Raw genomic sequence first — 25,208 nt, forward strand, 5'->3', positions numbered from 1 at the left:
CCGGCGTCGAAACAACTAGGAGATCTGCAATGCGATATCGACTCGGAGTGGACGTCGGCGGGACGTTCACCGACGTGCTGCTCCTCGAGGAGACCTCGGGCAGCACCTACCGCGCCAAGACCCCGTCGACGCCCTCGGATCAGTCCATCGGTGTGCTCAACGGCGTCACCAAGGTGTGCAACGACGCCGGCATCGACCCCGGACAGATCGAGCAGGTGCTGCACGGGACCACCGTGGCGACCAACGCGATCCTGCAGGGACGTGGCGCGCGTGTGGGTCTGGTGACCACCGACGGATTCCGTCAGGTCCTGCAGATCGCGCGATCGTTCGTCCCGGGCGGTCTCGCCGGCTGGATCATCTGGCCGAAGCCCGAACCACTGGCCAAGCTCGAACACACCGTGCAGGTGGTCGGTCGGATCGGGGCCGACGGGGGTGAGATCACCCCGCTCGACGAGGAACAGACGCGCGGCGAACTGCGCAAGCTCGCCGGCGCGGACGTCGAGGCGATCACGGTGTCGCTCATCAACTCCTACGCGAACAGCGTGCACGAGGAGCAGGTCGGACGATGGGTTGCCGAGGAGCTGCCCGACATCCCGATCTCGCTGTCGTCGCACGTCCTGCCGGAGATGCGCGAGTACGAGCGCACCCTGACCACGGTGGCCAACAGCTATGTGCAGCCCGAGGTCTCGCGCTACGTCAAGAACCTCGACTCGTCGCTGAAGGAGAAGGGGATCACCGCGCCGCTGTCGATCCTGCGCAGCGACGGCGGCCTGGTTCAGGCGAGCAAGGCCGCCGAGGACCCGGTGTCGCTGCTGTTGTCGGGGCCGGCGGGCGGCGTCACCGGCGCGGTGTGGTTCGCCCAGCAGGCCGGGTACTCCGACTTCCTCACCTTCGACATGGGCGGCACCTCCACCGACGTCGCGCTCGTCCTCGACGGTCAACCCCGCATCGGCCGTGAGACCAAGGTCGGCGACCTCGCGGTCCGCGCGACCAGTGTCGACGTCCGAACCGTCGGTGCGGGTGGTGGTTCCATCGCCCACGTCCCCGAACTGACCAGGGCACTGCGCGTCGGACCGCAGTCGGCCGGTGCCGATCCCGGCCCGGCCGCGTACGGGAACGGTGGCACCGAACCCACGGTCACCGACGCCAACGTCGTCCTGGGTTACCTGCCCAGCGACCTCGCCGGCGGTGAGGTGAAACTCGATGTCGACGCGGCCCGCACGGCTGTCGCCACGATCTCCGACGCCATGGGCCTCGATTCCCCCGAGGCCGCGGCGTCCGGGGTGGTCGACATCGTCAACGAGAACATGTTCGGTGCGCTGCGGCTCGTGAGTGTTCAGCAGGGTTACGACCCACGTGATTTCGCGCTGGTGTCCTTCGGCGGTGCCGGTCCACTGCACGCGAACGCACTCGGTCGACTCACCGGCGCCTGGCCGGTGATCATCCCGCCGTCGCCCGGGGTGCTCTGCGCGTACGGCGACGCCACGACCTGTCTGCGTGCCGAGAGCGCACGTACCCTGATCCGCGCGTTCGTCGACCTCACCAGTGACGAGTTGCGTTCGGTCATCGCCGATCTCGCCGAGGTGGCCACCGAGCGCCTGGAGACCGAGGGGGTGCCGCGGGCGGAGCAGACCGCGACCTATCAGGTGGACCTGCGCTATCACGGCCAGGGCTTCGAGATCCCCGTCGATCTCGACCCCGACGTGCTCACCGGCACCGGAGACCTGTTGGCCGAGTTGGGCAACGCCTTCGACACCGAGCACAAGCGTCTGTTCTCGTTCCTGCTCAAGAACGAGCGTGAGGTCATCAACCTGCGTGTCACCGTGAGCGGGCCCCGTCCCGAGGTCGCCTGGACCGAACTGGCGCAGGGCTCGGAGGATCCGTCGCCGGCGTTGATGAAGGAGTCGCAGGTGTGGATGGACGGCGCGTACACGACCGCCGGGATCTACGACCGGGAGAAGCTGTTGGCGGGCAACGTCGTCAGCGGCCCGGCCATCGTCACCGAGATGGACTCCACGACCCTCGTGCTCTCCGGGCACGCCGCCACCGTCGACCCCAGCGGCAGCCTGATCATCCGACCGGTCTGACCCGACCGCCCCGACACCTTCCCTCCCAGCACAGGAGAACCACGATGGCCACCATCATCGAAACCGCCACCGACCCGGTCGCGAAGACCTCCGTCGACCCGGTCACCCTCGACATCATCGAGAACGCTCTGCGCAACGCCCGCTACGAGATGGACGAGGTGCTGTTCCGCACCGCGCTGTCACCCGGCATCCGTGAACAGCACGACGAGTTCCCGCTGATCGCCGACCCGAGCGGCAAGATGGTCGTCGGTCAGTTCGGATTGTCCGTCCCCGACTTCCTCGACAACTTCGACGGCACCGTCGGTGACGGCGACATCCTGCTCACCTCCGACCCCTACGCCTGCGGCGCCGCGATCAGCCACGCCAACGATTGGCTCATCGTGTTGCCGATCTTCCACAGCGGGCGGGTCGTCGGGTGGTCGTCGATGTTCGGCCACATGTCCGACGTCGGCGGCAAGACGCCGTCCTCGATGCCCGCCGACGCGCGCACCATCTTCGAAGAGGGTGTGGTGATCCCGCCGTTCAAGCTCTACGAGCAGGGCACTCTCAACGAGACCGCGCTCGACATCATCCTCAACCAGGTGCGCATGCCCGACTGGAACCGCGCCGACCTCAACGGTCTGGTCGCGGCGTGCACCACCGCATCGCGGCGCATCGTCGAACTGTGTGACCGCTTCGGCGTCGAGGTGTACCTGTCGGCGCTCGACGCGCTGCTCGACCGCAACTATCAGGCCATGAAGGTGCTGCTGGCCACGCTGTTCGTCGACGGCGAGACCATCGAGTTCAGTGACTACATCTGCGACGACGGATGTGGTTACGGGCCGTATGAACTCACCATCAAGCTGACCCGGCACGGCGAGAAGATCCACCTCGACTTCTCCGAGCACGCACCGCAGGCCGTGGGGCCCATCAACTACTTCATCAACGAGAACCTCGTCCGGATGTTCTTCGGCATCTACGTGATCACCATCGCCGACCCGCAGATCCTCTGGAACGACGGCTTCTACCCGCTCATCGACGTCACCATCCCGGACAACTCGTTCTGGAAACCGGCCTATCCGGCTGCGCTCAACGGTCGCAACCACGGCATCGGCCGCGTGTTCGACCTGTTCGGTGGGCTTCTGGGACAGAACAACCCGGAGATCCTCAACGCCGCCGGGTTCTCGTCGTCGCCGCACTTCATGTACTCCGGGCACTACGACGGCGGCCCGCGCGACGGCGAGTGGTTCCAGCTGTACTCGATCGGATTCGGCGGCATCCCCGGGCGTCCGATCGGCGACGGCCCGGACGGTCACTCGTTGTGGCCGTCGTTCGTCAACATCCCGTGCGAGTACCTGGAGTCGTACTACCCGTTGCGGGTCGAACGATGGGAGACGTTGCCCGACACCGGCGGTGCCGGTGTGCACCGTGGCGGCAACGGTGTCGATGTCGCGTACTACTTCGAGCAGCCGGGCACGATCGCGATCCACGACGACCGCTGGTTGACCTACCCCTGGGGTGTCAACGGTGGCAAGCCCGGCGCCCGCGGCCGCAAGTGGATCGTGCGCGAGAACGGCGAGATCGACATCCTGCCCAGCAAGATCCACGACGCCCCGGTGTACCCGGGCGACGTCCTACACTTCGTCACGTGGGGCGGCGGGGGATGGGGTGACCCCCTGACCCGCGACCCCGAACTCGTCGCGCTGGAGGTGCGGCGGGGACTGGTCACCGTCGACGGTGCGGCCGGCGGGTACGGGGTGGTGTGCGATGAGAACGGTGTCGTCGACACCGCGGCCACCGGGTCCCGTCGCGACGAGATCCGCTCCGGACGCGGTGAACTGCAGACCTTCGACATGGGTCCGTCGATCCCGGAGATCCTGGAACGCTGTGAGGCCGAGACCGGGTTGCCGGCCCCGAAGCCGCCGGTGAGCGTGGCCCGGTCCGCGGCTCGATGAGCGACGAGGTGCCCGATCCCCTCGACGACTACCGCCGGTCCGGGTTCGCGGGATCGGTCGGCTTCGGGCAGCGGCCGGCCGTGCTGGCCATCGACCTCGCCCGCGCGTACGTCGACGACTCCTCGCCGTTGCGGGCACCGGTGGAGTCGGCCGTCGCGTCATCGGCCCGGCTGGTCTCCGCGGCGCGCGGGTTGTCGGTGCCGGTGGTGTTCACGCGGGTGGTCTATCGGGTGAATCCGGAGACCGGCGCGATCGTCGACGGCGGGTTGTTCGTCGCGAAGATCCCGTCGCTGCGGGTGTTTGCCGAAGGATCGCCGCTGGCCGAGTTCGTTGACGACCCACGGCCCCGCGATGGCGAGGTGGTCGTCATCAAGCAGTACGCGAGTGCGTTCAGCGGAACGTCGCTCGCGGCGACGCTGACCTCCTGGGGCATCGACACCGTGGTCGTCTGCGGACTGTCGACCAGCGGCTGCGTCCGGGCCACCGCCACCGACGCGCTGCAGCTCGGGTTCCGCCCGATCGTCGTCGCCGACGCCTGCGGTGACCGGACGTCGGCGATCCAGGCGGCGAATCTGACCGACCTCGCGGCCAAGTACGCCGACGTCGTCGACACCGACGAGGCCATCCGCCTGATGACGGGATCGGCCGCGGAACCGGGTCGGTAACGTTTTGCCACCTCGTGACGACTCCGGTGTGTAGGCACGTCGGGATCACGAGGGGCATGTTGTATGGGCTGGACCGTTGTTGACGAGAACCGATCACCGGCGACCGGATGGAGCGCTGCGGTGCTCCGTCCCGCGGTGGTGCGACCCGCGGCGATCATCATCGCGGTGAGTGTCGTCATCTTCGCGCTGACCGCGCTGTTGTCGAACGACAACAAGGCGCAGGCGCTGACCGGACATCCCGAGGTCCTTCGTCCGGGCTGCAGCTGGGACTCGTCGAAGAACTTCGTGCAGAACTGCAAGGTCTACTCGAAAGCGTCGGGCAAGACGATCATCGTCCAGATCCGCGCCTCCAGTGGCAGCGACCAGGGCGTCTACCTGCTCGACGGCATGCGTGCACGCGAGGACCGCTCGGCGTGGACCACCGATGTGCAGGCCGCCAGGGTCTACGACGGCAAGTCCGACACCACTCTGGTGATGCCGGTCGGCGGCGCATCGTCGTTCTACACCGACTGGAACGGCCCGGCCGGTACGAACACCAACTTCAAGCAGGAAACGTTCCTCACCTCGGAGCTCCCTGACTACCTTGCGCAGAACTTCGGCGTCTCGAAGTCGAACAACGCCATCGTGGGACTGTCGATGTCCGCGGGCCCCGCGGTGACCCTGGCCGAGAAGCACCCTGAGCAGTTCAAGGTCGTGCAGGCCATGTCGGGCTACTACCAGACCAACAACCCGCTCGGCGCGCTCGGCGTCTTCGCGACGCAGTCGCTGGTGTCGAACTACACCAACGGCATCGTCAACATGTGGGGTCCTCCCGGCAGCGCGCAGTGGCAGCAGAACGACTCGTCGCAGAACCTCGCGAAGCTCAAGGAGAACGGTCAGGTCCTGATCATCTCCTCGGGTAATGCGTTCCTCTCCCCGCAGGAGATGGCCAAGCTCAAGCCGGCCGACCAGGTCAGCGCGATCCTCCTCGAGGCCCTGTCCGCGGTGTCCACCGTGCTGCTGCAGCTGCAGGCGGCGCAGGCCGGCGTCTCGGTCGTCACCATCCCGAACTACGGCGGCCACACCTGGGAGAACTGGGGACGTGGACTCGCCGCAGGCAAGCAGAACCTGCTCGACGGGTTGAAGGCGACCCCGCCCGTCACGCAGAAGACCGTGGTTCTCGCGGCGAACAGGATCGGCACGACCGAGTCGTCGTCGAGCGCATCGCCGACGCCCGCCTCGTCGACCGAGTCCGGTGCACCCTCGAGCTCGGCTGCATCGAGTTCAGCAGCGCCGAGTTCGACCCCGTCGAGCTCGAGTTCGTCGGCCCCGAGTTCGTCGACATCGGCGTCGTCGACGCCGGGCGCGAGCACCGATGTGTCCGCCTCGACCACTGCGCCGTCGGCGCCGTCGTCGTCGGTCGCCCCGAGTGCGGCTGCGGTGCCCGACACCGCCGCCGGCAGCTCGGCGGTGCCGTGCGCGACCACGACCGCCCCTGCGCAGGGATCGACCGCCGTCGCGACCTGCGTCCCGGTTCCCTGATCGGTCAGGTCCGGAAACGGGCCTCCGGCGCGTTCTCGACGGCCGTGCCGATCCGATAGTTCATCTCGTCGGACATCGCAGGTAGGTCGTCGAGTGGGAACCATCCGCACTCGCTGTTCTCGTCGTCGCCTATCGTCGGTTCGCCTGACACCCAGGTCATCCGGAAGGTCAGGTCGAGGTACTGCGACACGTCGCCGTTGGGGTAGGTGACCGGCGGTGTGACGTGCACCGACACCAGACGCTGCGGCGTCACCACGCATCCGGCCTCCTCGGCGACCTCCCGGGTCGCCGCCACGGCGGGCTCCTCGCCGGGATCGATGATGCCGGTCACCGGCGTCCACGCGCCGTTGTCGGAACGCCGCACGAGCAGGACCTCGTCGTCCCGGACGACCACCGCGGTGACCCCGGACAACCACAGCGGGGCGTGTCCGATGTGCTCGCGCAGTTCCAGGATGAAGTCAGGTGTGGGCATGGCGCCGACTGTATTCGGCTGCTGCCCACTCGCCGTCCGCATCCGCCCAGTCGTTGTCCGCATCCGCCCACTCGACGTCTGCTGTCAGCGAAGTCCAACGTTCGCTTCTTGTAAGCGTGTAATCATGTAATCACTGACAGAGGAGTGAACATGATGAAGGAACACAATCGCGGTGGAGGTCGCCGCGGCGGCTGGCAACAGGCCGAACTGCCCGACGCGAGCGACGCCCCGGCGTGGTTCGTCGGTCGGCTGCCCGACGAATGGTTCGACGGCGACCCCGAGGTGATCGTCGACCGTGACGAGATCACCGTCGTCGGGACGCTGACCGCGCCGGGTGGAGACGGCGGCAGCGCGGCTGCGCAGGGTCGCGCGTCGCGGTTCCGCGAGGACACCCGCGATCAGCGCATGACCATCGCCGACGAGGCGCAGGCCCGGTACGCCCGCAAGGTGTCGTGGGGTGTGCAGGTGGGTGACGAGCGAATCCTGTTCACGCACATTGCCGTACCGGTGATGACGCGTCTACGTCAGCCCGAGCGGCAGGTCCTCGACACCCTCGTCGACGCCGGGGTCGCGCGGTCGCGTGCCGATGCGCTGGTGTGGTCGGTGAAGTTGGTGGGGACCCATACCGACGAGTGGCTGGGCAAACTGCGCGAGGCCATGAACGAGGTCGACTCGTTGCGTGCCGAGGGGCCCGAGCTGTAGTCAGCGCCGGACGAGCTGTCGCTGCAGGGCCGGTCCGAACCGCTCGACGATGTCGGCCGGGGACAGTGCGACGACGTCGGGGACACGCAGGACGTACCGCATCATCGCCATCCCGATGAGGGTGGACGCGATCACCTCGACGTGGACGTCCGGATCGGCGCCCGCGGCGGTCACCGCGGGCCGGACCTGACCGGCGAAGATGGTCCGCATCTGTTCTGCGGCAGTGGGTTCGGTGGCCGCAGAGGCGAGCAGGATGCGCAGTGGTTCCCCCTCGGGTCCGTCCCATCGGCTCAGGAACGTCTCGACGATCATCGCGCCCAGTCGACGTCGCGGGACCGAGGTGAAGTCGGGGAGGTGGAGGTCGACCGCGGTCGCCGCCTCGTACAGTCCGCGTTTGCTGCCGAAGTAACGCATCACCAGGGCGGCGTCCACGCCTGCATCGGCGGCGACAGCCCGGACCGTCGTCGCCGCGAAACCGTCGTCGGCGAAGCGTTGCCGCGCAGCGGACACCAGGGCCGCGCGCGTTCGTACCGCGTTGCGCGCGGTGTCGGGGACGGGTGGCCGATCGGTCATGACGGTCAGCATATGTCAACAAGCGTTGACCTCACGTCGGGTCGGAGTTAAAGTCAACGCATGTTGACTTCGGCGAGTTCGGTTCTGGTGGTCGGTGGGGGACCGACGGGTCTGAGTGCCGCGGTGGCCCTCGCCGGGCGTGGCATCGGTGTCCGTGTGATCGACGCCGCCGCGCAGGGCGCCAACACGTCGCGTGCGGCGGTGGTGCACCCGCGGACCCTCGAGGTGCTCGAGGACATCGACGTGACGCGTCGGATACTGGATCGCGCCGTGCGTGTTCCCAGGTTCGACATCCGGGACGGTTCGAGATCGATTGCCCGACTAGACTTCTCGTCGTTGAAGACCGACTACCCGTTCACGGCCATGATCTCGCAGGCCGACACCGAGACGATCCTGCGCGACCGTCTCGCCGAGCTGGGCGTCGAGGTGGAGTGGAACACCCGACTCGAGGGCCTCGACGCCGACGGCCGCGCGCAGGTGGTGACCGCCACCGGCCGGAGCAGCTCGGTCCGATCCGATGTGGTCGTCGGTGCCGACGGCATGCACAGCGCGGTGCGCGACGCGGTCGGCATCGCTTTTCCCGGGACCGGATACGAGCAGTCGTTCGTACTCGCCGACGTCGCGATGGAGTGGCCGGTGCCCCGTGACACCGTCTCGCTGACGTTCGCACCCGAGGGACTTGCGGTGGTCGCCCCGTTGCCCGACGACCGGTTCCGGGTGGTCGCCACCGCCGACGACCCACCCACCGAGCCCGACTCCGACTACATCGGGTCGCTGCTGAGGCGCCGTGCGGGCAGCGCACACGTCAGCGACGTCGCCTGGAGCGGGCGCTTCCGGATCCACCACCGACTCGCCGAGACCTACCGGCGCGGTGCGGTGTTCCTGGTCGGCGACGCCGCGCACGTGCACTCCCCGGCCGGAGGTCAGGGTATGAACACCGGAATCCAGGACGCGCTCGCGCTCGCGGGAATCCTCGCCGACGGTGGCGACCCCGACTCGTACGAGCGACTGCGTCGCCCGGTTGCCCGGCGCGTCCTGCGGCTCACCGACCGGATGACACGTGCGGCCACCGTCGATCTCGGGGGAGCGCGATTCGTCCGTAACACGCTCATCCGCGCCGGGCTCGCCCTGCCGCCGGTCCGACACCGCATCTCGATGGAGATCTCCGAACTCGCCTACCGTTGACCTCGCCCCGACGACCTACGCGAGAGGACGACACGTGATCGAGTGCTGGAGACTGTGGACCGGAGACGACGGCGACTCGCACGTCGAGCACGGTGTCGTCGACCTCGGGGACGACGTCGACGCGCTGATGACCGGGGCGATCCCGGCGACATCGGTCAAGTTCCAGGAGACCCCCGCCGGTCATGAGTTCAGTTGGCATCCCGCACCGACACGGCAGTTCGTCATCACGCTGAGCGGCGTCCTGCATTTCGCGACCCGCGACGGCGAGAACTTCACTCTGCAGCCCGGCGACGTGTTGCTCGCCGAGGACACCACCGGCTCGGGACACACCTGGACGTTGGACGACTCGGCGCCGTGGCGACGGGTGTATGTCGTCCTGGCCGACGGCGTCGACGTGCCGTTCCGCCGCGACTGACGCCGTCGGCGGGTGAGCGACGCAACAGCCGGGAATGACACGGTGGGTCGATCCCGTTGGACTCGTGCGTGACCACACCTACTTTGTTCACCCCGATCACCCTCCGCGACCTCACGATCTCCAACCGTGTCTGGCTCTCACCGATGTGCCAGTACAGCTGCTTCGACCGCGACGGCGTGCCCACCGACTGGCATCTCGTCCATCTCGGCTCGCACGCCATCGGTGGATTCGGTCTGATCGTGACCGAGGCGGCCGCCGTGACCGCGGACGGCCGGATCAGCCCGGAGGACGCGGGCATCTGGAACGACGAGCAGGGTGCCGCGTGGAAGCGCGTCGTCGACTTCGTCCACGAGCAGGGCTCGTTGATCGGCACGCAGCTCGCCCACGCGGGCCGCAAGGCGTCGACCTACTCCCCGTTCGCCGACACCGAGGGATCGGTCCCGGTCTCCGACGGCGGATGGCAGGCGGTGGCGCCGTCGGCGATCGCCTTCGAGGGATACGACGTGCCGCGCGCCCTGAGCATCGACGAGATCGGCGACATCACAACTGCGTTCGTCGACGCCGCACGCCGTGCCGACAACGCCGGATTCGACGTCGTCGAGATCCACGCCGCCCACGGATACCTGCTGCACGAGTTCCTCTCGCCGCTGTCGAACACGCGCGACGATGCCTACGGTGGCGACTTCGAGGGGCGCAGCAAGGCGCTGCTCGAGGTCGTGGACGCGGTCCGTGCGGTCTGGAGCAAGCCGCTCTTCGTGCGGATCTCGGCCACCGACTGGACCGAGGGCGGATGGTCCGGCGACGACTCCGTCGCGCTCGCGCAGATCCTGCGTGACCGTGGCGTCGATCTCGTCGACGCATCCACCGGCGGCAACGTGCTCGCCGACATCCCCGTGGGTCCGGGCTACCAGGTGTCCTTCGCCGCGCAGGTCCGCGACAAGGCCGACATCGCCACCGCGGCGGTCGGCATGATCACCGATCCGGAGCAGGCCGAGACCATCGTCGCCACCGGGCAGGCGGACGCGGTCTTTCTCGCCCGCGCGGCTCTGCGCGACCCCGCGTGGCCGCTACGAGCAGCCCACGACCTGGGGCTCACGCACCACGAGGCGCCGTACCGTCCGCAGTACGCCCGGGGTGCGTGGCGCGACTGATCTCCCCGCCGGAGCTCAGCGGCCGGTGAAGCGGGGCGGACGACGTTCGAGCATGGCGTCGACCGCCTCGTGGTGGTCGTCGGTGTGATGGGCGATCGCCTGCATGGCGGCCGACAGTTCCAGCAGGCTCTCCAGGCTCTGCTGCTGTCCCTCCCGCAGCAGGCGCTTCGTCATTCGCAGGACATGCGGTGGATTCGACGCCACCCGGGCCGCGAGGGCGTGGGCGTGGTCGAGGAGCTCGTCGGGCTCGCACACCCTCGACACCAGTCCCCAGTCGAGCGCGGTCGTCGCGTCGATGGAGTCCCCGGTGAACGCCATCTCGCTGGCGCGGGCGAGTCCGATCGCGCGCGGAAGCAGCCACGCGCCGCCGTCCCCGGGGATGATGCCGACCTTGGCGAAACTCTCCGCGAACACCGCCGTCGTCGACGCGAGTCGCATGTCGCACATCAGCGCCAGGTCGCAGCCGGCGCCGATGGCGGGGCCGTTCACCGCGGCGATCGTCGGGATCTCGCAGTGATACAGCGCCTTCGGGATCCGCTGGATCCCCCGCCGGTACCCCTGGCGGAGGTCGGCGGGGGTGCCGCCGAACATCCCGACACCGTCGCGCATGTGCTTGACGTTGCCGCCGGACGAGAACGCGCTGCCGGCGCCGGTGAGGATGGCGACGCGGATCTCGTCGTCGGCGTTGGCGGTCTCGACGGCGTCGACCAGCGCATCGATGATCTCGTTGTCGGAGATGGGGTTACGACTCTCGGGCAGGTTCAGCGTCCAGGTGACCACCTGATCGGTGCGTTCGGTCAGCAGTGCGTCGGTCATCGTGGGGGTCCTTTCCTCCGGGTCGGTCGGTGCGGGCCGGTGTTCACGCCGGTCGGTGGATGACGAGCGGCAGGACCGCGGTGGCGCCTGCCTCACGGAGCTTCGCGGCGGCGACGGTGACCGGCCATCCGGTCCGAGTCGAATCCACCACCAGCAGAACCGATTTGCCGACGACATCGGGCGGCGCCCCGAGTGCGGTGCGCCAGAACGCGGCCTCGTCGGCTCCCGAGGAATCCCGGCCGGGGGTGTCGGACGACTCGATCGGGAGCACATCGCGGTCGAGCTTTCCCACCTGCGCCAGATGATCGGCGATCGTGGCACAGAGCGACGACGAGGTCAGGGTCAGCGAGATCGCCGTGTCCGGCCGTGACACCCAACTCGATCGCCATGCCGACAGGGCCGAGACCGCGGCGGCGGCCACGTCGGCGACGGCATCGGCGTCCCCGCGACGCGCACCGTCGAGGGTGTCGGTCCATTCCGGGGCGTCGGCGTGGACGAGCACTCGTCCCGTCTCCGCGCCCAGGTGCGCCGGGATGCGCCCCTTGGCGCCGAACGCGCCGCCGGGCCACATCTTGCGGGGCTCCATCTCGTGCGCACCGGTCCGCAGGGTCGACGACACGGCGCGGACGGTCTCGTCCGCGGGCCTGCCCTGCAGGCCCTCCGACAGTGCACCCCGGCAGACCGAGCACCGTCCGCAGGCCTGCACCTCGGGATCGTCGAGTGACTCCACGAGCAGCGCCATCAGACACCGCTCGCCACGGGTGTAGGCCCGCATGATGTCGGCCTCGCGGCGGCGGGTGGCGATGATGCCGTTGTAGTGTTCGGCGTCGTACGTCCAGGACGTGCCGGTCGATCGCCACCCTCCCTCGACGCGGTCGACCGCGCCGTCGACCGCGAGCTGCTTGAGCATCAACTCGACCTTGGTGCGCCGGATACCGGTGGACGCCTCGATGGCTATCGCCGACGGCGGCTCGTCGGAGCCGTCGAGTTCCGCGAGCACCTTCGTCATCTGTTCGGGGTCGGGGATGGTCGCGGTGGCGAAGTGGTCCCAGATGCCGGTGTCCGACGGTGACGGCAGCAACGCGACCACCGCGTGGTCGATGGCGCGCCCGGCACGGCCGACCTGCTGGTAGTACGACACCGGCGACGGCGGCGAGCCGACGTGCACCACGAACCCGAGATCGGGTTTGTCGTAGCCCATCCCGAGGGCGGAGGTCGCGACCAGCGCCTTCAGTTCGTTGGCGCGCAGACCGTCCTCGAGTCGGTGGCGGGTCTCGGCGTCGAGCTGGCCGGTGTAGGCGGCGATGGGGATCTCGTCGCCGTGCACCGCGTGCACCGCGTCGACCAACCGCTGGGCGTCGGCGACGGTGAGGACGTAGACGATCCCCGAACCCGGCAGGCGGGCGATGTGGTCGACCACCCAGCCGTACCGCTCGATCGGGCTCATCGAATCGATGACGTTGAGCTGCAGCGACGTCCGGGCCAGAGGTCCGCGCAGCACGAGCGTCGCGGGGCCGAGCTGTCGTGCGACGTCGGCGGTGACGCGCTCGTTGGCGGTCGCGGTGGTGGCCAGGACCGGCATCGTCGTGTTGACGCTCGCCAGCACGTCGGCGACGCGGCGGTAGTCGGGCCGGAAGTCGTGCCCCCAGTCAGAGATGGCGTGCGCCTCGTCGATCACCAACAGGCCCAGGGTGTCCGACACCGCGTCGAGCACGCGTCGGCCGAAGCCCGGGTTGGCCAGACGTTCGGGCGAGACGAGCAGCACGTCGAGGCTGCCCGCACGCAGGTCCTCCTCGATGGCGTTCCAGTCCCCGACGTTCGAGGAGTTGACCGTCGCGGCCGTGAGTCCGGCGCGTTGTGCGGCGGCGACCTGATCACGCATCAGCGACAGCAACGGCGACACGATCAGCGTCGGACCCGCACCCTCGGACCGCAGGATCGCCGTCGCCGCCCAGTAGACGGCGGACTTGCCCCAGCCGGTGGCCTGCACGACCAGTACGCGGGCGCCGGGTTCGGTGAGCGCGGCGACCGCTGTGAGCTGGTCCTCGCGCAGTGCGGCGTCGGGACCGGCGAGCGCGGCGATGACGGTGGCCGCGGTCTCTGCCCGCTTCTGCGTCCACAGTGCGGGGTCGTGCGTTGCCGATGTCATCGTTCGCACGTTACCGCTCTTCGCCGACACCCGAGATCGCCATCGGCCCACGCGGGCCGCTCGCCTAGACTGCCCCTGTGACCGGCCCCGTTGTCCTCGCCGTCGATGTCGGCGGAACCAAAGTCGAGGCTGCGCTTGTGGACTCGACCGGATCTGTGCACGACGGGTCCCGCTTCCGTGCTCCGACCGGTCCGACACGCAGCGCCGACGAGCTCGACGCCGCGGTGACCGGGGTGATCGAACGAGTTCTCGATCACCGGGGTGGGCAACGGCTCGTCGGCGTCGGGGTCTCCTGCGCCGGACCGGTCGACGAACGCGCAGGCACGGTCAGTCCGATCAACCTCACGGCCTGGCGCCGCCACCCTCTGCGAGATGTGGTGTCGGACTGCGTTGCTCGTCGTTCACCGGATGTTCCGGTCGCGTTCGCCCGGGACGGCGTGGCGATCGCACTCGCCGAGCACTGGGTGGGCGCGGGCCGTGGGGTGGCGAACATGCTGGGCATGGTGATCTCCACCGGTATCGGCGGGGGCATGATCCTCGGTGGCCGGGTCATCGGCGGCAACGCCGGACACATCGGCCAGATCGAGGTGTCGGAGTTCACCGGCGAGCTCAGCCTCGGACGCCGCACGACGCTGGAGTCGGTGGCCTCGGGGCCGCACCTCGTCGAGTGGGCCCGCACGCAGGGGTGGACCGGGTCGACGGGTGAAGATCTGGCCCGCGACCGGGCCGCAGGCGACGAGCTGGCGGACCGAGCGGTCGTGCGGCTGGCGGACGCTGTGGGGCAGGGCATCTCGAGTGCCGCGGCACTCCTCGACATCGACCTGGTGGTGGTCGGTGGTGGTTTCGCGCGCGTTGCACCGGACCTCGTCGACCTCATCGGTGCGCGGGTCGCGCAGCACCCGCTCGACTACGTGGCGCGGGTCCGGGTCGTGGCGGCCGGCCTCGGCGACACCGCGCCGCTGGTCGGTGCGGCGGCGTTCATCCACCGTGCGGATCTGATGCCGCCGGCGCGGTAGCCGCAGAGCGCGGCAACCGACCTCCGAACAGCAATCAGCCCCGTCCGCTGCCGTAATCGGCTGCGAACGGGGCTGATCGGAGAAAGCGAGGGTCAGACGGCGGTGACGCCGACGGCCTGCGGGCCCTTGTTGCCCTGCTCGGTCTCGAAGCTCACGCGATCGTTCTCGTTCAGGCTGCGGAATCCGCCACCCTGGATCTCGGAGTAATGGACGAAGACGTCCTTGCCGCCGTCATCCGGGGTGATGAAGCCGAAGCCCTTGTCGGCGTTGAACCACTTGACAGTTCCCTGAGTCATGGGATGTTTCCTTTGTTTCCGTAAGATCGACGATCCACCTCGTGTGAATCATCGGGTACTACCACAACGGGTGCGAAAGGAATTTTTTAGAATGTCCCGACGCGCTCTTGTGTAAATTCTTGCGAGCGACAATCGAACACAAAAACTTGAACCGAGGAACAGTCAACAGGGCCGGGTGAGAACTGTCAACCCACCGGCCGCTACGTGTCGGACGAATCGACGGCCCGTGGGAGCAGGAACCGATCGGCGACGTCCTCGAGCACCTCGATCGTCGCGCGGTAGGGCTCGGTCTCTCGTGGCCAGTGGCAGATGACGTCGCTGAACCCGAGTTCGGCAGCCCGCCCGGTCATGTCGTCGTAGAGCGAGACACTCGACAGTGACGCCACCGGTGAGGAGTCGAGGCTGAGGTAGGTCGGGAAGTCGGCTCGGGCGCGGCCTGCCTGGTCCAACGACTCGTCGATTTTCGCAGAGCTGACCGCGACCGCCTCGAACCACGTGTCGAGGTCGTCGGCGCGGGGACCGGTGGTGATCCACCCGTCCCCGGTACGCGCCGCGTAGCCGACCGATCGGGGGCCGTTGCCCGCCAGCAGCAACGGATTCCGCGGCCGGATGGGTGTGCCCCGCAGGCGCATGTCGGTGGTGGAGAACCACCGACCCTCCGACGTCACGTGGTCGGTGCTCAGCACCCGGTCGAGCAGTTCGGTGAACTCCTGGAGGCGGTCGACGCGGTGTCTCGCCGACAGCGCCTCTCCGCCCTGGATGGTGGAGTCGGGATCCCCGCCCGCTCCGAGGCCGACCAGCAGGCGGTCGCCGGACACGTCGGCCACGGTCTGAAGTTCACGCGCGAAGGGGGCGGGATGGCGGAAATTCGGTGAGGCGACGAAGATCCCGAGCGCGATCCGTGAGGTGACCGTGGCGGCCGCGGTCAGCGTCGGGATCGCGCCGAACCACTCCGACTCCGGCAGCCCGCCCCACACCACGTGGTCGTAGGTCCACGCGTGGTCGAAGCCGAGTTCCTCGGCCCGCTCCCACAGGGGGCGGGCGTCGTTCCAGCGGTACTCGGGGAGGATCGCGATTCCGTGGCGCATGTCGCCGAGAGTACGGCGCCGTCCGAAGACGGACGGTGCGGTGTTTCGCTCACCGTGATCGCATGGCTGTCCCGTCCCGCCGCCGACGGCGATACTTTGCGATCGTGACCATCTCCATCGCCGCCACCACGTCCGACGCCGACCTGCACGCCAGGTTCGACCCGATCTTCGCCCGCATCGCCGAGGGGGCGGTCGATCGCGAGATCGATCGCCGGCTCGCCTTCGACGAGGCCGGATGGCTGCGCGAGGCCGGTTTCGGCGCTCTGCGCGTACCCGTCGAGTTCGGGGGATTCGGCGCCACCGTGCGTCAGGTGTTCGACCTGCTCATCGACCTAGCGTCGGCGGAATCCAACCTGCCGCAGGCGCTTCGGGTGCACTGGAGCTTCGTCGAGGACCAGCGACTGTCGACCGACGCCGAGGCCCGTGAGCGCTGGCTGCGTGCCGTCGCCGACGGCCGGTTGGTGGGCAACGCGATCACCGAGCCCGGGGTCGGGGCGGTCGACCGCTACCGGACCGCGGTGACGCGCGACGCCGACGGACTGGTGCTCAACGGCACCAAGTACTACAGCACGGGCAGCCTCTACGCCGACCACATCCTCGTGGCCGCCGATCTCGACGGCGAGCGGGTCTCGGTGCTGGTCGACGGTGACGCCGACGGTGTCACCCTGCACGACGACTGGGACGGGTTCGGTCAGCGCCTCACCGCCAGCGGCACAACCGAGTTCGTCGGCGTCCGCGTGCCCGAGGATCGACTGCTCGGCGCCGGCTACGGGGCCGCGGGCCGCACCTACGGCACCTCGTATCTGCAGCTGGTCCAGCTCGCCGTGCTCGCCGGCATCGCGCAGCGCGCCACCGACGACGCTGCGGCGTGGGTACGCGACCGCACCCGCAGCTACACCCACGCGACCGCGGACCTGCCCCGCCACGATCCGCTCGTCCAGCAGGTCATCGGTCGGCTGTCGGCTGCCGCCTACTCGGCGCGGGTCACGGTTCTCGCCGTCGCCGACACCCTCGACGTGGCCCTCGACCACGCGGCGCAGACCGGAGCGTTCGACGACGCACACCTCGACGCAGCCGAACTGGCGTCGGCGCGGGCCCAGGCCACGGTCATCGAACAGGTTCTCGCGGCGACCAGCCAGCTCTTCGAGGTGGGAGGCGCATCGATCGTCTCCGAGCGGCTCCGCCTCGATCGGCACTGGCGCAACGCCCGCACCATCTCGGTGCACAACCCGCTCATCTACAAGCTCCAGTCGATCGGCGCGCACGTGCTCAACGACGCCGAGCTGCCGTACGCGTGGAGTGCGGGTAGCCGCTCCTCGTAACCGCCCTGATCAGGGTGTTAGCGTGCGTCGGTGGAGCGAATGACGGCCACCGACGCCCAGACCCACTGGATGTCGGCGAAGATCCCCAACGACCAGTTCCTGCTGTTCGGCTTCGTCGGCGTACGCGCGCCCCTCGAACGGGTCGCCGCCGATCTCGAGCGGCGGGCGTCGGCCATCGCCGATCTCCGACTCCGTGTTCGCGAGGTGCCTGTCGCGCTCGACCATCCGTACTGGGTGTCGGCGCCGGTCGGTGCGGATCAGGTCCGGATCCACCGCGGGGTGTCGGACTGGGATGGCTGCCTGGCCGACCTCGCCGGACGGATGGCCGATCAACTCGACACCACGTCCCGGGCCTGGCGGGTCCATCTGTACGACGCCGTACAGGCGGTGCCCGGTGCGGACGGGGCAACGACCGTGGCCGTGCTGCAGATCGCGCACGCGCTGGGCGACGGTTCCCGGGCCACCCGGATCGCCAGGGAGTTGTTCGACTCCCGCCCGATCACCACGCCCGAGAACGCCTCGCCGGTCCGGTCGTTCGACATCGGGTCGACGGCCATGGCCGGCCTCGGGCTCGCGCGGCTACCACTACAGCTCGTCTCGCTGGTGCGTCGCGGCCGACGCGCTCATCTCGCCCATCGCGACCTCGAACGCGACATCGCCACGGGCGAGCTCGCCGAGCCGCGGCCCGGCGGTCCGCGGGCGCCGATCAATGCCGCCCCGGGGGAACGACGCGAGCTGCGGGTGGTTCTCACCTCGGCCCGGCGTCTCCATGATCTCGGTGGGAGCGTGACCGTCGGCGCACTCGTGGTCATCGGTCAGGCGCTGGCTTCTCACCTGTCGCCCCGGCCCGACACCGACCTGCGGGCGGAGGTGACCATCGCCAAGCCCGGACCGGCTCGTGCGCGCAACCACTTTCGCAACGCCGGGGTCGACCTGCACGTCGACGAGACCGATCCGACCCGTCGGGCCACCGCGATCCGCGACGACCTCGACGCCGCTCGCCGCCGCACGGATCACCACCTCACCGAGGCGGAGTCCGCGGCGATGCGTTCGGTCCCGGCGGCGCTGCTGGCATGGGGCGTGCGGTCCTTCGACACCGCCGTCGTACCCGAACTGGTCACCGGGCACACCGTGGTCTCCAGCGTCCATCGTGGCGCGGCCGATCTGACCCTCGGCGGCGGGCAGGTCTGCCTGACCGCAGGTTTCCCTGCGCTGTCACCGGTGCAGTCCCTCACCCACGGTGTTCACGGGATCGGGGACACCGTGGCCATCTCGATCACCGCTTCCCCCGACGTCGTCACCGACCTCGACGGATATCGCGACCGGGTGGTCGAGGCGCTGGGCTGATCAGATCGTCACGGGCCGTTGCGGGTCGGGTGGCGTGGGTCCGGGTCCCGGTTCCGGCGAGGGAACGGTCGGTTCCGGTGCCGGGGCGGGCACCGGGGACGGTTCGGGTACCGGGGGTGAGAACGGCTCGGGTGCCGGTTCCGGCTCGGGTGGCGGTGGCGCGGGTATCGGTTGTCCCATGACGCTTCTCCCATTCATTCCGGTGTTGCCCAACCGTAGGCCCGCCCCGATCACACGGCAACCGGCATCCGCCACGAGCGGATCGACGAGGCCAGCCCGGCCGCATCCAGGCCGGCGGCGGAAAGGTGTTGTGCGGCAGTCCCGTAATGGCGGAGCTCGGGGACATCGAAGCCCAGCGACAGCAGGCGATGCGGACGATGGGCGAGTGCGGAACTCACCTGATGTGCCGAGGTCCCGGCCAGGTAGGGCTCGACGAGCACCACATCGGGCACCGCGTCGCCGAGTGCGGCGCGTACGCCGTCGCCGTCGAACGGACGCACCGTCGCCGTGTAGCAGACGGTGGCGTCGAGTCCCTCGGTCGCGGCGAGGACCGCATCGAGTGTCGGGCCCACCGCGATCACCACGAGGGCGCTCGATCCGTCACGCACCCGGTGTAGCCGGCCGTCGGCGACATCGAACGAGGTCGAGTTCTGTTGTGCGGTCACGCGCACGTAGCTCCGTCCGCGCGCGGCATGGCCGCTGCGGATGATCTGGTCCACCTCCGCGGCGGTGCCGGGAACCCGGACGGTGAAACCCGGCACCGCGCCCATCAGTGCGACGTCGGCGCTGGTCTGATGCGTGCGCCCGACGGCCGCCATGTCCACCGAACCGCCGGTGGACACCAGCATCCCGTCGGTGTCCTGATGGGCGAAGCCCAGCTTGATCTGTTCGTAGGCGCGCTCGACGAGGAAGGGCGCGAACGTGTGGACGATCGGGAAGACGCCGGCCAGCGACAGCCCCGCACCCACGTTGACCATGAGCTGCTCACGGATACCGACGTTGATGACGCGGTCGGGATGACGCTGCTGCGCGGCGCCGAGGTACTGGCCGGCGATCTCGGCGTAGACGATGGCGGTGTCGGCGTGCGTGTCGACGAGATCGACTGCGGTGGCGGCGAATTGTTCGCGGGGGTCGTTCACGGCTTCCTCTCGACCAGTGCGGCGATGAATGCGGGACGGTGGTCTCGGTGTGTCAGTGCGGATCGGATGGCGTCGTGGTCGTGCCCGTCGATCTCGATGGTCGAGAAGTCCTCGACGTCGAAACGCCGCGCGAGGCGATGCGGTCGGTTGTGGGTCGACGACGAGTTGTCGACGGCGACGACCGTGAGGTTGTCGAGTCCGACGGCGCCGGCGAACGCGATCGCCTCGTCGTTCGAACCCTCGTCGAGCTCGGCGTCGCCGACCAGGACGTAGACGTGCGCGTCGCTGCCGCGGGCCCGCAGACCGAGTGCCGTCCCGACCGCCAGGGGCAGACCGTGTCCCAGCGACCCGGCTGAGATCTCGCACCCCGGGATCAGCGTCCGGTCCGGGTGGGCGCCGAGCGGGGAGTCGAAGGCCATCGCGTCGTCGAGCCACTCCGCAGGGAAGAACCCGTGCGCCGCCAGCGTCGCGTAGTACGCCATCGGGCCGTGACCCTTGGACAGGTAGAACCGGTCGCGGTCGGGATCGTCGACTCGATCAGGCGTCAGCGCGAGCACGTCGTGGTAGAGCACCCACACGACGTCGAGCGTGGATTGCGATGCGGGATCGTGCTTCTCGTCGCCGGTCATACGCGAGAGAAGATGGGGCAGGTCCCGGTAACCGTAGGTCGGGCGATTCGTGGTCGTCGTCATGCGACCACGATCCGACTTCAAGTGGGGTTGAGGTCAACCCTGATTGCGGCGATCAGTTGTGGTGGTGGTCGTGTCCGTTGAGTTCGTGCTGCTTGTTGCCGCCACGGACCAGGCGTTTGGGCAGGCGGCCGGCGAGATCGGACAACGGGGTGACCGCGTTGTTGAGCACGTCGACCGCGTCGCGCAGCTCGTGCACCGTCTCCTGGATCGCGACGATGCTGGGGGCGAGTTGACTGATCACCTCGGTGAGCTCGGTGATGCGGTCGATGGTGCCGCCCGGGGCGATCGCGCGCTCGACGGCGCCGCCCTCGCCGACGAGCTGGTCGAGGAGTCCGCCGTCGTCGACGAGACGGTCGATGATCCCGCCGGTCTCGGTCATCTTGTTGAGCAGACCGTTCTCGGCGGTCAACTTGTCGATCACCCCGCCCTCACCGGTGAGGCGTTCGAGGATCCCCTCGTTCTCGGTGAACTGGTCGATGACGCCGCCCTTGCGCGACAGGCGATCGAGCGGGCCGCCCTTGGAGGCCAGGCGGATGAGGATCCCGTTCTCCTCGGCCATCTGGTCGAGCAGACCGTCGCGGGCGGTGAGGCGTTCGAGCGAACCGTCGGCCTCGGTGAGCCGATCGACGACCCCGCCGGGCGACAGCAGGCGGTCGAGCGCGCCGTCCTGGGCGAGCATCTTGCCGATGGGCCGGTCCGGCCCGAGCATCTCGGCGATCTGCCCGATGAGGGCGAGCGGCGTGCGCGCCGAGAAGTTCCCGGTGTCCTCGACGCCGAAGACGTTGTTGACCTCGTGGGCGACGTTCTCGAAGGTCAGGCGGGCGATGGTCACGCTCGACTCGACAGCTGCGAGTGCCACGCCGGTGACGGCGAAGCCGACCTTGAACGGCAGGGCGTAACCGACTCTCACATCCATGGATGACAGGTTATGCCATAGCGGTGTGACCCAGCCAACATCCTCGGGTTCGACCGCCCGCATCGTCACCGGACGGGGCATGCCTCGACCGGCACACGGACCGTGATCTCGCCCGCGGCGGCGAACATGAACCTGACGTCGAAGGACACGCCGGGTGCGGCCGCGTCGCGTAACCCGACCAGCCGGGTGGTCAACGCGTCGGCCCCCTGCGCGGGCTGCCCGGAGCCGGTCGTGGTGTTCACCGGGATCTCGACCGGTAGTGCGGGCGCGGTCTCGACGCGCTCGGCCTGCGCGCTCGAGATCGAGACCAGGCGGTCGGGCGTCGTCGACGAGGAGTTCGACACGACGTACCTCAGGGCGGCTGTCCCGCCGACCTGGACGGTGCAGTTCCCGGGAACGGCCGCCGGGACGACGAACACGTTCTCCACCGAGATGGGGTCGGTCTCGGTTCCCGACCCGCGGTTGCTCGAACCACCGTCGTCGTCGCCACCGCAGGCGGACAGGGCCGCGAGCGCGGCGAGCGTCGTTGCCACACTGAGTGTTCGCATCCTCACGAGGTGTGATGGTAGCGAATCGGACCGGTCGGAGGTCGGTCAGGCGCCGGCTTTGGCCTTCGCCTTGGCCGCCTTCTTGAACGCCCGCACCTTGTTCAACGACTCCTCGTCGACCACGTCGGCCACCGATCGGAAGCCCTTCTTGCCGTAGTCGCCGACCGCGGTCGTCCACCCCCGGGGCTTGACGTCGAGTTGTTTGGCCAACAACGCGGTGAAGATCTTGGCCTTCTGCTCGCCGAAGCCCGGTAGTGCGTTGATGCGCTCGACCAGGTCGGCCCCGCTGGTGGCCTCGGTCCAGATGCGTGTGGTGTCGCCGTCGTACTCCGCGACGATCACGTTCGCCAGATCCTGCAGACGCTTCGCCATCGACCGCCCGTAGCGGTGGATCGCCGGGGGAGTGGCGCAGAGGTCGGCGAACTCCTCGGGGTCGGCCATCGCGATCTTCTCGGGGTCCAGCGTGCCGAAACGGTCGAGAACCTTGGCGGGCCCGGCGAAGGCGCGTTCCATCGGGAACTGCTGATCGAGCAACATGCCCGCCAGCAGGGCGAACGGATCGTTCGACAGGAGTTCGTCGGCGGCGGGGTCCTGGGCGATCTGCAGCGTGACCATGCAGGAGATCCTAAACCGCCGATTCGAACCCGACCGCGAGTCGTGGGGCGATTGCGGGCCCATCGAGTTTGCGTGCGGAGTAGCGTTTTGCGCGGCACGTATGCCGACCCCCGCAGATCGCGGTCGTCAGTGCCCGACACATACCTACTGCGCAGATCGGGGCAGCCAGATGAGCACCACGAGCCCGGCCACCACCAAGGACCAACACGTCGCGAAGGTCATCGGCGTCACGGTCGCCGCCGCCGTGGGCGGCTTCCTGTTCGGCTTCGACAGCTCCGTCGTCAACGGCGCCGTCGACTCGATCGGTTCGCACTTCGAGCTGAGCGAGTTCTTCAAGGGCTTCGCCGTGGCCGTCGCGCTGTTGGGCTGTGCGCTCGGCGCCTGGTTCGCCGGCCGCCTCGCCGACAAGTGGGGCCGCAAACCGGTCATGCTGGTGGGGTCGTTCCTGTTCGTCATCTCCTCGATCGGTACCGGCTTCGCCTGGAGCGTCCCCGATCTCATCGTGTGGCGCATCCTGGGCGGTCTCGGCATCGGCATCGCGTCGGTCATCGCCCCCGCCTACATCGCCGAGATCGCGCCCGCGAAGTTCCGTGGCGCACTCGGCTCGATGCAGCAGTTGGCCATCACCATCGGCATCTTCATCGCGCTGCTGTCGGACTCGCTGCTCCAGGACAGTGCGGGCGGCGCGGCCAACGACCTCTGGTTCGGTATCGAGGCCTGGCGCTGGATGTTCTTCGTCGGCGTCATCCCCGCGGTGGTCTACGGCGTGCTCGCGCTGATGATCCCGGAGTCGCCCCGCTACCTCGTCGGCAACAACCTCGACGAGGAGGCCGCGCGCATCCTGCGTGAGGTGACCGGCGAGAAGGACCCGCTCAACCGCGTCAAGGAGATCCGGCTGACGCTCAAGCGCGAGTCCAACGTCTCGCTCAAGGACATCCGCGGTCCGTCCTTCGGACTGCACCCGCTGGTCTGGGTCGGCATCTGGATCGCCGTGCTGCAGCAGTTCGTCGGCATCAACGCGATCTTCTACTACTCGACCACCCTGTGGCAGTCCGTCGGTTTCTCCGAGAGCGAGTCGTTCAAGACCTCGGTCATCACCGCGATCATCAACGTGGTCATGACCTTCGGCGCCATCCTGTTCGTCGACCGCATCGGGCGCCGCCGGTTGCTGAAGATCGGTTCGGTCGGCATGTTCATCGGCCTGGTGCTCGCGGCGATCGCGTTCACCCAGCAGCAGGGTTCCGGCGACAGCGTCACGCTCCCGGACACCTACGGCACCCTCGCCCTCATCGGCGCCAACCTGTTCGTGGTGGCGTTCGCCGCCACCTGGGGACCGGTCATGTGGGTGATGCTCGGGGAGATGTTCCCCAACCGCATCCGTGGCGTAGCGCTCGGCGTCTGTACGGCGATGAACTGGATCGCCAACTTCGCGATCTCGCTGCTGTTCCCGCAGCTGAGCGAGTCACTCGGTCTCGCCTACGTGTACGGGTTCTTCGCCCTGTGTGCCCTGATCTCGTATTTCTACGTGCAGTTCAAGGTGCCCGAGACCAACGGTATGGAACTCGAGGACATGGGCGACCTGCGCAGCGGCAAGACGGTCCCCACCGAGGTCTCCTGAGTAGGTTCCCGGAGAACTCGGCGGGGCCGCGTTCAGGCGTTGGTGATTCCCACCATCGGGAGGAAGAAGCAGCTGCGGCCACCGTTGTTCACGGTGCCGAAGACCGCCGAGAGGACCGTGCCCTTGCCGGTGTCGACCGGGGCGAGGCGGCTGCCCGCGGGGGCCAGCGCGTTGACGAGGTTGCCCAGGACCATGGCGGCACCGGTCTTCACCGGGCCGGCGGGGATGTTCGCGAGCCACTGATCGGTCAGGGTCTGACCGGCCTTGCCCATACCGGCGATGCCGTACTTGCCCGTGTTGGCGTTGAACCAGGCGACCTGCATGCCGGTCGCGGTCGGGTCGCTGGTGACTCCGGCGGGGACGAAGCCGTAGAGCGTCTGCCCGTCCTTGACCACGTTGGGGTCGATGTTCACGAACGGGATCTTCGGCAGTGCGATCCCCGGTGCCGCCCAGGGGCCGGCGATGGCCCCGCCGGCGGCCGGTGCGAGCCCGAGCGGGTTGGACGCGGTGGGGGCGACACAGTTGAACGCCACCGACGGGTTGAGGAACGGCTGGATCCCGAGCTTGCGCAGGGCGGCGTTGGCCTCCGAGAGCAGGGTGAGGACGTCGGCACCCGACGCCGCCGACGGCGTCGCCCCCGACAGGGCCTGTGCGATGGTGGCCGCGTCGGTGGTGCTCACCGCGGGCTCGGCCGAGGCGGGGCCGACACCGGTGGTCACCGACAGGCCCGCGGCGCAGATGGCGGCGGCCGCGAGCGCGCGGCGGACGGACGACGAACGGGATGCGGACATGGTGCTCCTCTTCGGGCTGCCCGTCGCGCGCACATGGCGACACAGCCCTGTTACTGATGTGACGGATGGTGTTTGAGAGCACCGTCGCACGGCGTCCGACCGGGGACAAGGCACGTTTCCGTTATGAGACGCAACCGCGATCGAACCGGG

Annotated in this window: 24 protein-coding genes; 12 read left to right on the forward strand and 12 right to left on the reverse strand. The window is 68.8% G+C overall.

All coding sequences use genetic code 11. The annotated features are described in order from the left end of the window. Nucleotides 1-29: 29 nt before the first annotated feature. The 4 genes from IEV93_RS11420 (at nucleotide 30) to IEV93_RS11435 (ending at nucleotide 6,207) form a co-directional block, all read left to right on the forward strand. Complete coding sequence (locus IEV93_RS11420; protein ID WP_188489722.1) at nucleotides 30-2,087, forward strand: hydantoinase/oxoprolinase family protein; 2,058 nt, start codon at nucleotides 30-32, stop codon at nucleotides 2,085-2,087. Between the two features lie 44 nt (nucleotides 2,088-2,131). Next, nucleotides 2,132-4,021: a hydantoinase B/oxoprolinase family protein gene (locus IEV93_RS11425; protein ID WP_188489724.1), complete on the forward strand. Its 1,890-nt coding sequence runs from the start codon at nucleotides 2,132-2,134 to the stop codon at nucleotides 4,019-4,021. Beyond that, nucleotides 4,018-4,686, forward strand: coding sequence for an isochorismatase family protein (locus tag IEV93_RS11430; protein WP_188489726.1), 669 nt, complete (start codon nucleotides 4,018-4,020; stop codon nucleotides 4,684-4,686). Before IEV93_RS11425 ends, IEV93_RS11430 begins: the two co-directional genes overlap by 4 nt. A 63-nt stretch (nucleotides 4,687-4,749) precedes the next feature. Then, on the forward strand, nucleotides 4,750-6,207 hold the full coding sequence (locus IEV93_RS11435) for an alpha/beta hydrolase (protein ID WP_188489728.1): 1,458 nt from the start codon (nucleotides 4,750-4,752) through the stop codon (nucleotides 6,205-6,207). 4 nt (nucleotides 6,208-6,211) lie between these two features. Here the strand turns inward: IEV93_RS11435 and IEV93_RS11440 are convergent, their stop codons facing one another. Beyond that, nucleotides 6,212-6,679 carry an NUDIX hydrolase gene (locus IEV93_RS11440; RefSeq protein ID WP_188489730.1) on the reverse strand — a complete coding sequence of 156 codons (468 nt, stop codon included), beginning with the start codon at nucleotides 6,677-6,679 and terminating at the stop codon, nucleotides 6,212-6,214. A gap of 150 nt (nucleotides 6,680-6,829) precedes the next feature. Here IEV93_RS11440 and abmR point away from each other — a divergent pair, with 150 nt between their 5' ends. Beyond that, nucleotides 6,830-7,381: an ATP-binding transcription factor AbmR gene (gene abmR, locus IEV93_RS11445; protein ID WP_229705041.1), complete on the forward strand. Its 552-nt coding sequence runs from the start codon at nucleotides 6,830-6,832 to the stop codon at nucleotides 7,379-7,381. Here the strand turns inward: abmR and IEV93_RS11450 are convergent, their stop codons facing one another. Further along, on the reverse strand, nucleotides 7,382-7,954 hold the full coding sequence (locus IEV93_RS11450) for a TetR/AcrR family transcriptional regulator (RefSeq protein ID WP_188489732.1): 573 nt from the start codon (nucleotides 7,952-7,954) through the stop codon (nucleotides 7,382-7,384). A 60-nt stretch (nucleotides 7,955-8,014) separates the two neighbouring features. Here IEV93_RS11450 and IEV93_RS11455 point away from each other — a divergent pair, with 60 nt between their 5' ends. The 3 genes from IEV93_RS11455 to IEV93_RS11465 all read left to right on the forward strand — a co-directional run bounded on the left by IEV93_RS11455 (nucleotide 8,015) and on the right by IEV93_RS11465 (nucleotide 10,705). Next, a complete protein-coding gene (locus IEV93_RS11455) occupies nucleotides 8,015-9,139 on the forward strand; it encodes an FAD-dependent oxidoreductase (RefSeq protein ID WP_188489734.1) in 1,125 nt (374 codons plus the stop codon). Nucleotides 9,140-9,173: 34 nt separating this feature from the next. After that, nucleotides 9,174-9,554, forward strand: a complete 381-nt coding sequence (locus IEV93_RS11460; protein WP_188489736.1) for an AraC family ligand binding domain-containing protein — start codon at nucleotides 9,174-9,176, stop codon at nucleotides 9,552-9,554. A 68-nt stretch (nucleotides 9,555-9,622) separates the two neighbouring features. Then, on the forward strand, nucleotides 9,623-10,705 hold the full coding sequence (locus tag IEV93_RS11465) for an NADH:flavin oxidoreductase/NADH oxidase (protein WP_188489738.1): 1,083 nt from the start codon (nucleotides 9,623-9,625) through the stop codon (nucleotides 10,703-10,705). 15 nt (nucleotides 10,706-10,720) lie between these two features. On the opposite strand, the gene IEV93_RS11470 is transcribed toward IEV93_RS11465, so the two are convergent. After that, entirely contained in the window at nucleotides 10,721-11,521 is an 801-nt protein-coding gene (locus IEV93_RS11470; protein WP_188489740.1) for a crotonase/enoyl-CoA hydratase family protein, read from the reverse strand. 43 nt (nucleotides 11,522-11,564) lie between these two features. Next, nucleotides 11,565-13,670: a RecQ family ATP-dependent DNA helicase gene (locus IEV93_RS11475; RefSeq protein WP_188489742.1), complete on the reverse strand. Its 2,106-nt coding sequence runs from the start codon at nucleotides 13,668-13,670 to the stop codon at nucleotides 11,565-11,567. 77 nt (nucleotides 13,671-13,747) lie between these two features. Between IEV93_RS11475 and IEV93_RS11480 the strand changes: the two genes are divergently transcribed. Beyond that, nucleotides 13,748-14,686: an ROK family protein gene (locus tag IEV93_RS11480; RefSeq protein WP_188489744.1), complete on the forward strand. Its 939-nt coding sequence runs from the start codon at nucleotides 13,748-13,750 to the stop codon at nucleotides 14,684-14,686. A gap of 92 nt (nucleotides 14,687-14,778) precedes the next feature. Here IEV93_RS11480 and IEV93_RS11485 read toward each other — a convergent pair whose 3' ends face one another. Together IEV93_RS11485 and IEV93_RS11490 are read right to left on the reverse strand one after the other, a co-directional pair. After that, nucleotides 14,779-14,982: a cold-shock protein gene (locus IEV93_RS11485; RefSeq protein ID WP_188489746.1), complete on the reverse strand. Its 204-nt coding sequence runs from the start codon at nucleotides 14,980-14,982 to the stop codon at nucleotides 14,779-14,781. 200 nt (nucleotides 14,983-15,182) lie between these two features. Beyond that, a complete protein-coding gene (locus IEV93_RS11490; protein WP_188489749.1) occupies nucleotides 15,183-16,070 on the reverse strand; it encodes an LLM class flavin-dependent oxidoreductase in 888 nt (295 codons plus the stop codon). A gap of 62 nt (nucleotides 16,071-16,132) precedes the next feature. Between IEV93_RS11490 and IEV93_RS11495 the strand changes: the two genes are divergently transcribed. After that, a complete protein-coding gene (locus IEV93_RS11495) occupies nucleotides 16,133-17,392 on the forward strand; it encodes an acyl-CoA dehydrogenase family protein (protein ID WP_188489751.1) in 1,260 nt (419 codons plus the stop codon). A gap of 39 nt (nucleotides 17,393-17,431) precedes the next feature. Beyond that, a complete protein-coding gene (locus IEV93_RS11500; protein WP_229705158.1) occupies nucleotides 17,432-18,739 on the forward strand; it encodes a WS/DGAT domain-containing protein in 1,308 nt (435 codons plus the stop codon). A 230-nt stretch (nucleotides 18,740-18,969) separates the two neighbouring features. Here IEV93_RS11500 and IEV93_RS11505 read toward each other — a convergent pair whose 3' ends face one another. From IEV93_RS11505 to IEV93_RS11525, 5 genes are all read right to left on the reverse strand, one after another. Further along, complete coding sequence (locus IEV93_RS11505) at nucleotides 18,970-19,878, reverse strand: transketolase family protein (protein ID WP_188489756.1); 909 nt, start codon at nucleotides 19,876-19,878, stop codon at nucleotides 18,970-18,972. After that, nucleotides 19,875-20,570, reverse strand: coding sequence for a thiamine pyrophosphate-binding protein (locus IEV93_RS11510; protein WP_188489758.1), 696 nt, complete (start codon nucleotides 20,568-20,570; stop codon nucleotides 19,875-19,877). The genes IEV93_RS11505 and IEV93_RS11510 overlap by 4 nt, the downstream gene beginning before the upstream one ends. A 52-nt stretch (nucleotides 20,571-20,622) precedes the next feature. After that, a complete protein-coding gene (locus tag IEV93_RS11515; RefSeq protein ID WP_229705042.1) occupies nucleotides 20,623-21,486 on the reverse strand; it encodes a hypothetical protein in 864 nt (287 codons plus the stop codon). Between the two features lie 65 nt (nucleotides 21,487-21,551). Then, entirely contained in the window at nucleotides 21,552-22,034 is a 483-nt protein-coding gene (locus tag IEV93_RS11520; RefSeq protein ID WP_503827354.1) for a copper chaperone PCu(A)C domain-containing protein, read from the reverse strand. Between the two features lie 45 nt (nucleotides 22,035-22,079). Then, the gene (locus IEV93_RS11525) at nucleotides 22,080-22,649 is read right to left on the reverse strand and encodes an HhH-GPD-type base excision DNA repair protein (protein ID WP_188489762.1); all 570 of its coding nucleotides are present in this window, start codon (nucleotides 22,647-22,649) and stop codon (nucleotides 22,080-22,082) included. A 169-nt stretch (nucleotides 22,650-22,818) separates the two neighbouring features. Between IEV93_RS11525 and IEV93_RS11530 the strand changes: the two genes are divergently transcribed. After that, nucleotides 22,819-24,267, forward strand: a complete 1,449-nt coding sequence (locus IEV93_RS11530; protein WP_188489764.1) for a sugar porter family MFS transporter — start codon at nucleotides 22,819-22,821, stop codon at nucleotides 24,265-24,267. 32 nt (nucleotides 24,268-24,299) lie between these two features. On the opposite strand, the gene IEV93_RS11535 is transcribed toward IEV93_RS11530, so the two are convergent. Beyond that, nucleotides 24,300-25,058: a hypothetical protein gene (locus IEV93_RS11535; protein ID WP_188489766.1), complete on the reverse strand. Its 759-nt coding sequence runs from the start codon at nucleotides 25,056-25,058 to the stop codon at nucleotides 24,300-24,302. Between the last annotated feature and the right edge of the window lie 150 nt (nucleotides 25,059-25,208).

The organism is Williamsia phyllosphaerae (genome assembly GCF_014635305.1).
In the GTDB taxonomy this organism is placed as follows: domain Bacteria; phylum Actinomycetota; class Actinomycetes; order Mycobacteriales; family Mycobacteriaceae; genus Williamsia_A; species Williamsia_A phyllosphaerae.

Coding starts and splice junctions, on each gene's coding strand:
- IEV93_RS11420 (WP_188489722.1), top strand. CDS start 30: ATGCGATATCGACTCGGAGTGGACGTCGGCGGGACGTTCACCGACGTG.
- IEV93_RS11425 (WP_188489724.1), top strand. CDS start 2,132: ATGGCCACCATCATCGAAACCGCCACCGACCCGGTCGCGAAGACCTCC.
- IEV93_RS11430 (WP_188489726.1), top strand. CDS start 4,018: ATGAGCGACGAGGTGCCCGATCCCCTCGACGACTACCGCCGGTCCGGG.
- IEV93_RS11435 (WP_188489728.1), top strand. CDS start 4,750: ATGGGCTGGACCGTTGTTGACGAGAACCGATCACCGGCGACCGGATGG.
- IEV93_RS11440 (WP_188489730.1), bottom strand. CDS start 6,679: ATGCCCACACCTGACTTCATCCTGGAACTGCGCGAGCACATCGGACAC.
- abmR (WP_229705041.1), top strand. CDS start 6,830: ATGATGAAGGAACACAATCGCGGTGGAGGTCGCCGCGGCGGCTGGCAA.
- IEV93_RS11450 (WP_188489732.1), bottom strand. CDS start 7,954: ATGACCGATCGGCCACCCGTCCCCGACACCGCGCGCAACGCGGTACGA.
- IEV93_RS11455 (WP_188489734.1), top strand. CDS start 8,015: ATGTTGACTTCGGCGAGTTCGGTTCTGGTGGTCGGTGGGGGACCGACG.
- IEV93_RS11470 (WP_188489740.1), bottom strand. CDS start 11,521: ATGACCGACGCACTGCTGACCGAACGCACCGATCAGGTGGTCACCTGG.
- IEV93_RS11475 (WP_188489742.1), bottom strand. CDS start 13,670: ATGACATCGGCAACGCACGACCCCGCACTGTGGACGCAGAAGCGGGCA.
- IEV93_RS11485 (WP_188489746.1), bottom strand. CDS start 14,982: ATGACTCAGGGAACTGTCAAGTGGTTCAACGCCGACAAGGGCTTCGGC.
- IEV93_RS11490 (WP_188489749.1), bottom strand. CDS start 16,070: ATGCGCCACGGAATCGCGATCCTCCCCGAGTACCGCTGGAACGACGCC.
- IEV93_RS11495 (WP_188489751.1), top strand. CDS start 16,133: ATGGCTGTCCCGTCCCGCCGCCGACGGCGATACTTTGCGATCGTGACC.
- IEV93_RS11500 (WP_229705158.1), top strand. CDS start 17,432: ATGACGGCCACCGACGCCCAGACCCACTGGATGTCGGCGAAGATCCCC.
- IEV93_RS11510 (WP_188489758.1), bottom strand. CDS start 20,570: ATGACGACGACCACGAATCGCCCGACCTACGGTTACCGGGACCTGCCC.
- IEV93_RS11515 (WP_229705042.1), bottom strand. CDS start 21,486: ATGGATGTGAGAGTCGGTTACGCCCTGCCGTTCAAGGTCGGCTTCGCC.
- IEV93_RS11520 (WP_503827354.1), bottom strand. CDS start 22,034: ATGCGAACACTCAGTGTGGCAACGACGCTCGCCGCGCTCGCGGCCCTG.
- IEV93_RS11525 (WP_188489762.1), bottom strand. CDS start 22,649: ATGGTCACGCTGCAGATCGCCCAGGACCCCGCCGCCGACGAACTCCTG.
- IEV93_RS11530 (WP_188489764.1), top strand. CDS start 22,819: ATGAGCACCACGAGCCCGGCCACCACCAAGGACCAACACGTCGCGAAG.
- IEV93_RS11535 (WP_188489766.1), bottom strand. CDS start 25,058: ATGTCCGCATCCCGTTCGTCGTCCGTCCGCCGCGCGCTCGCGGCCGCC.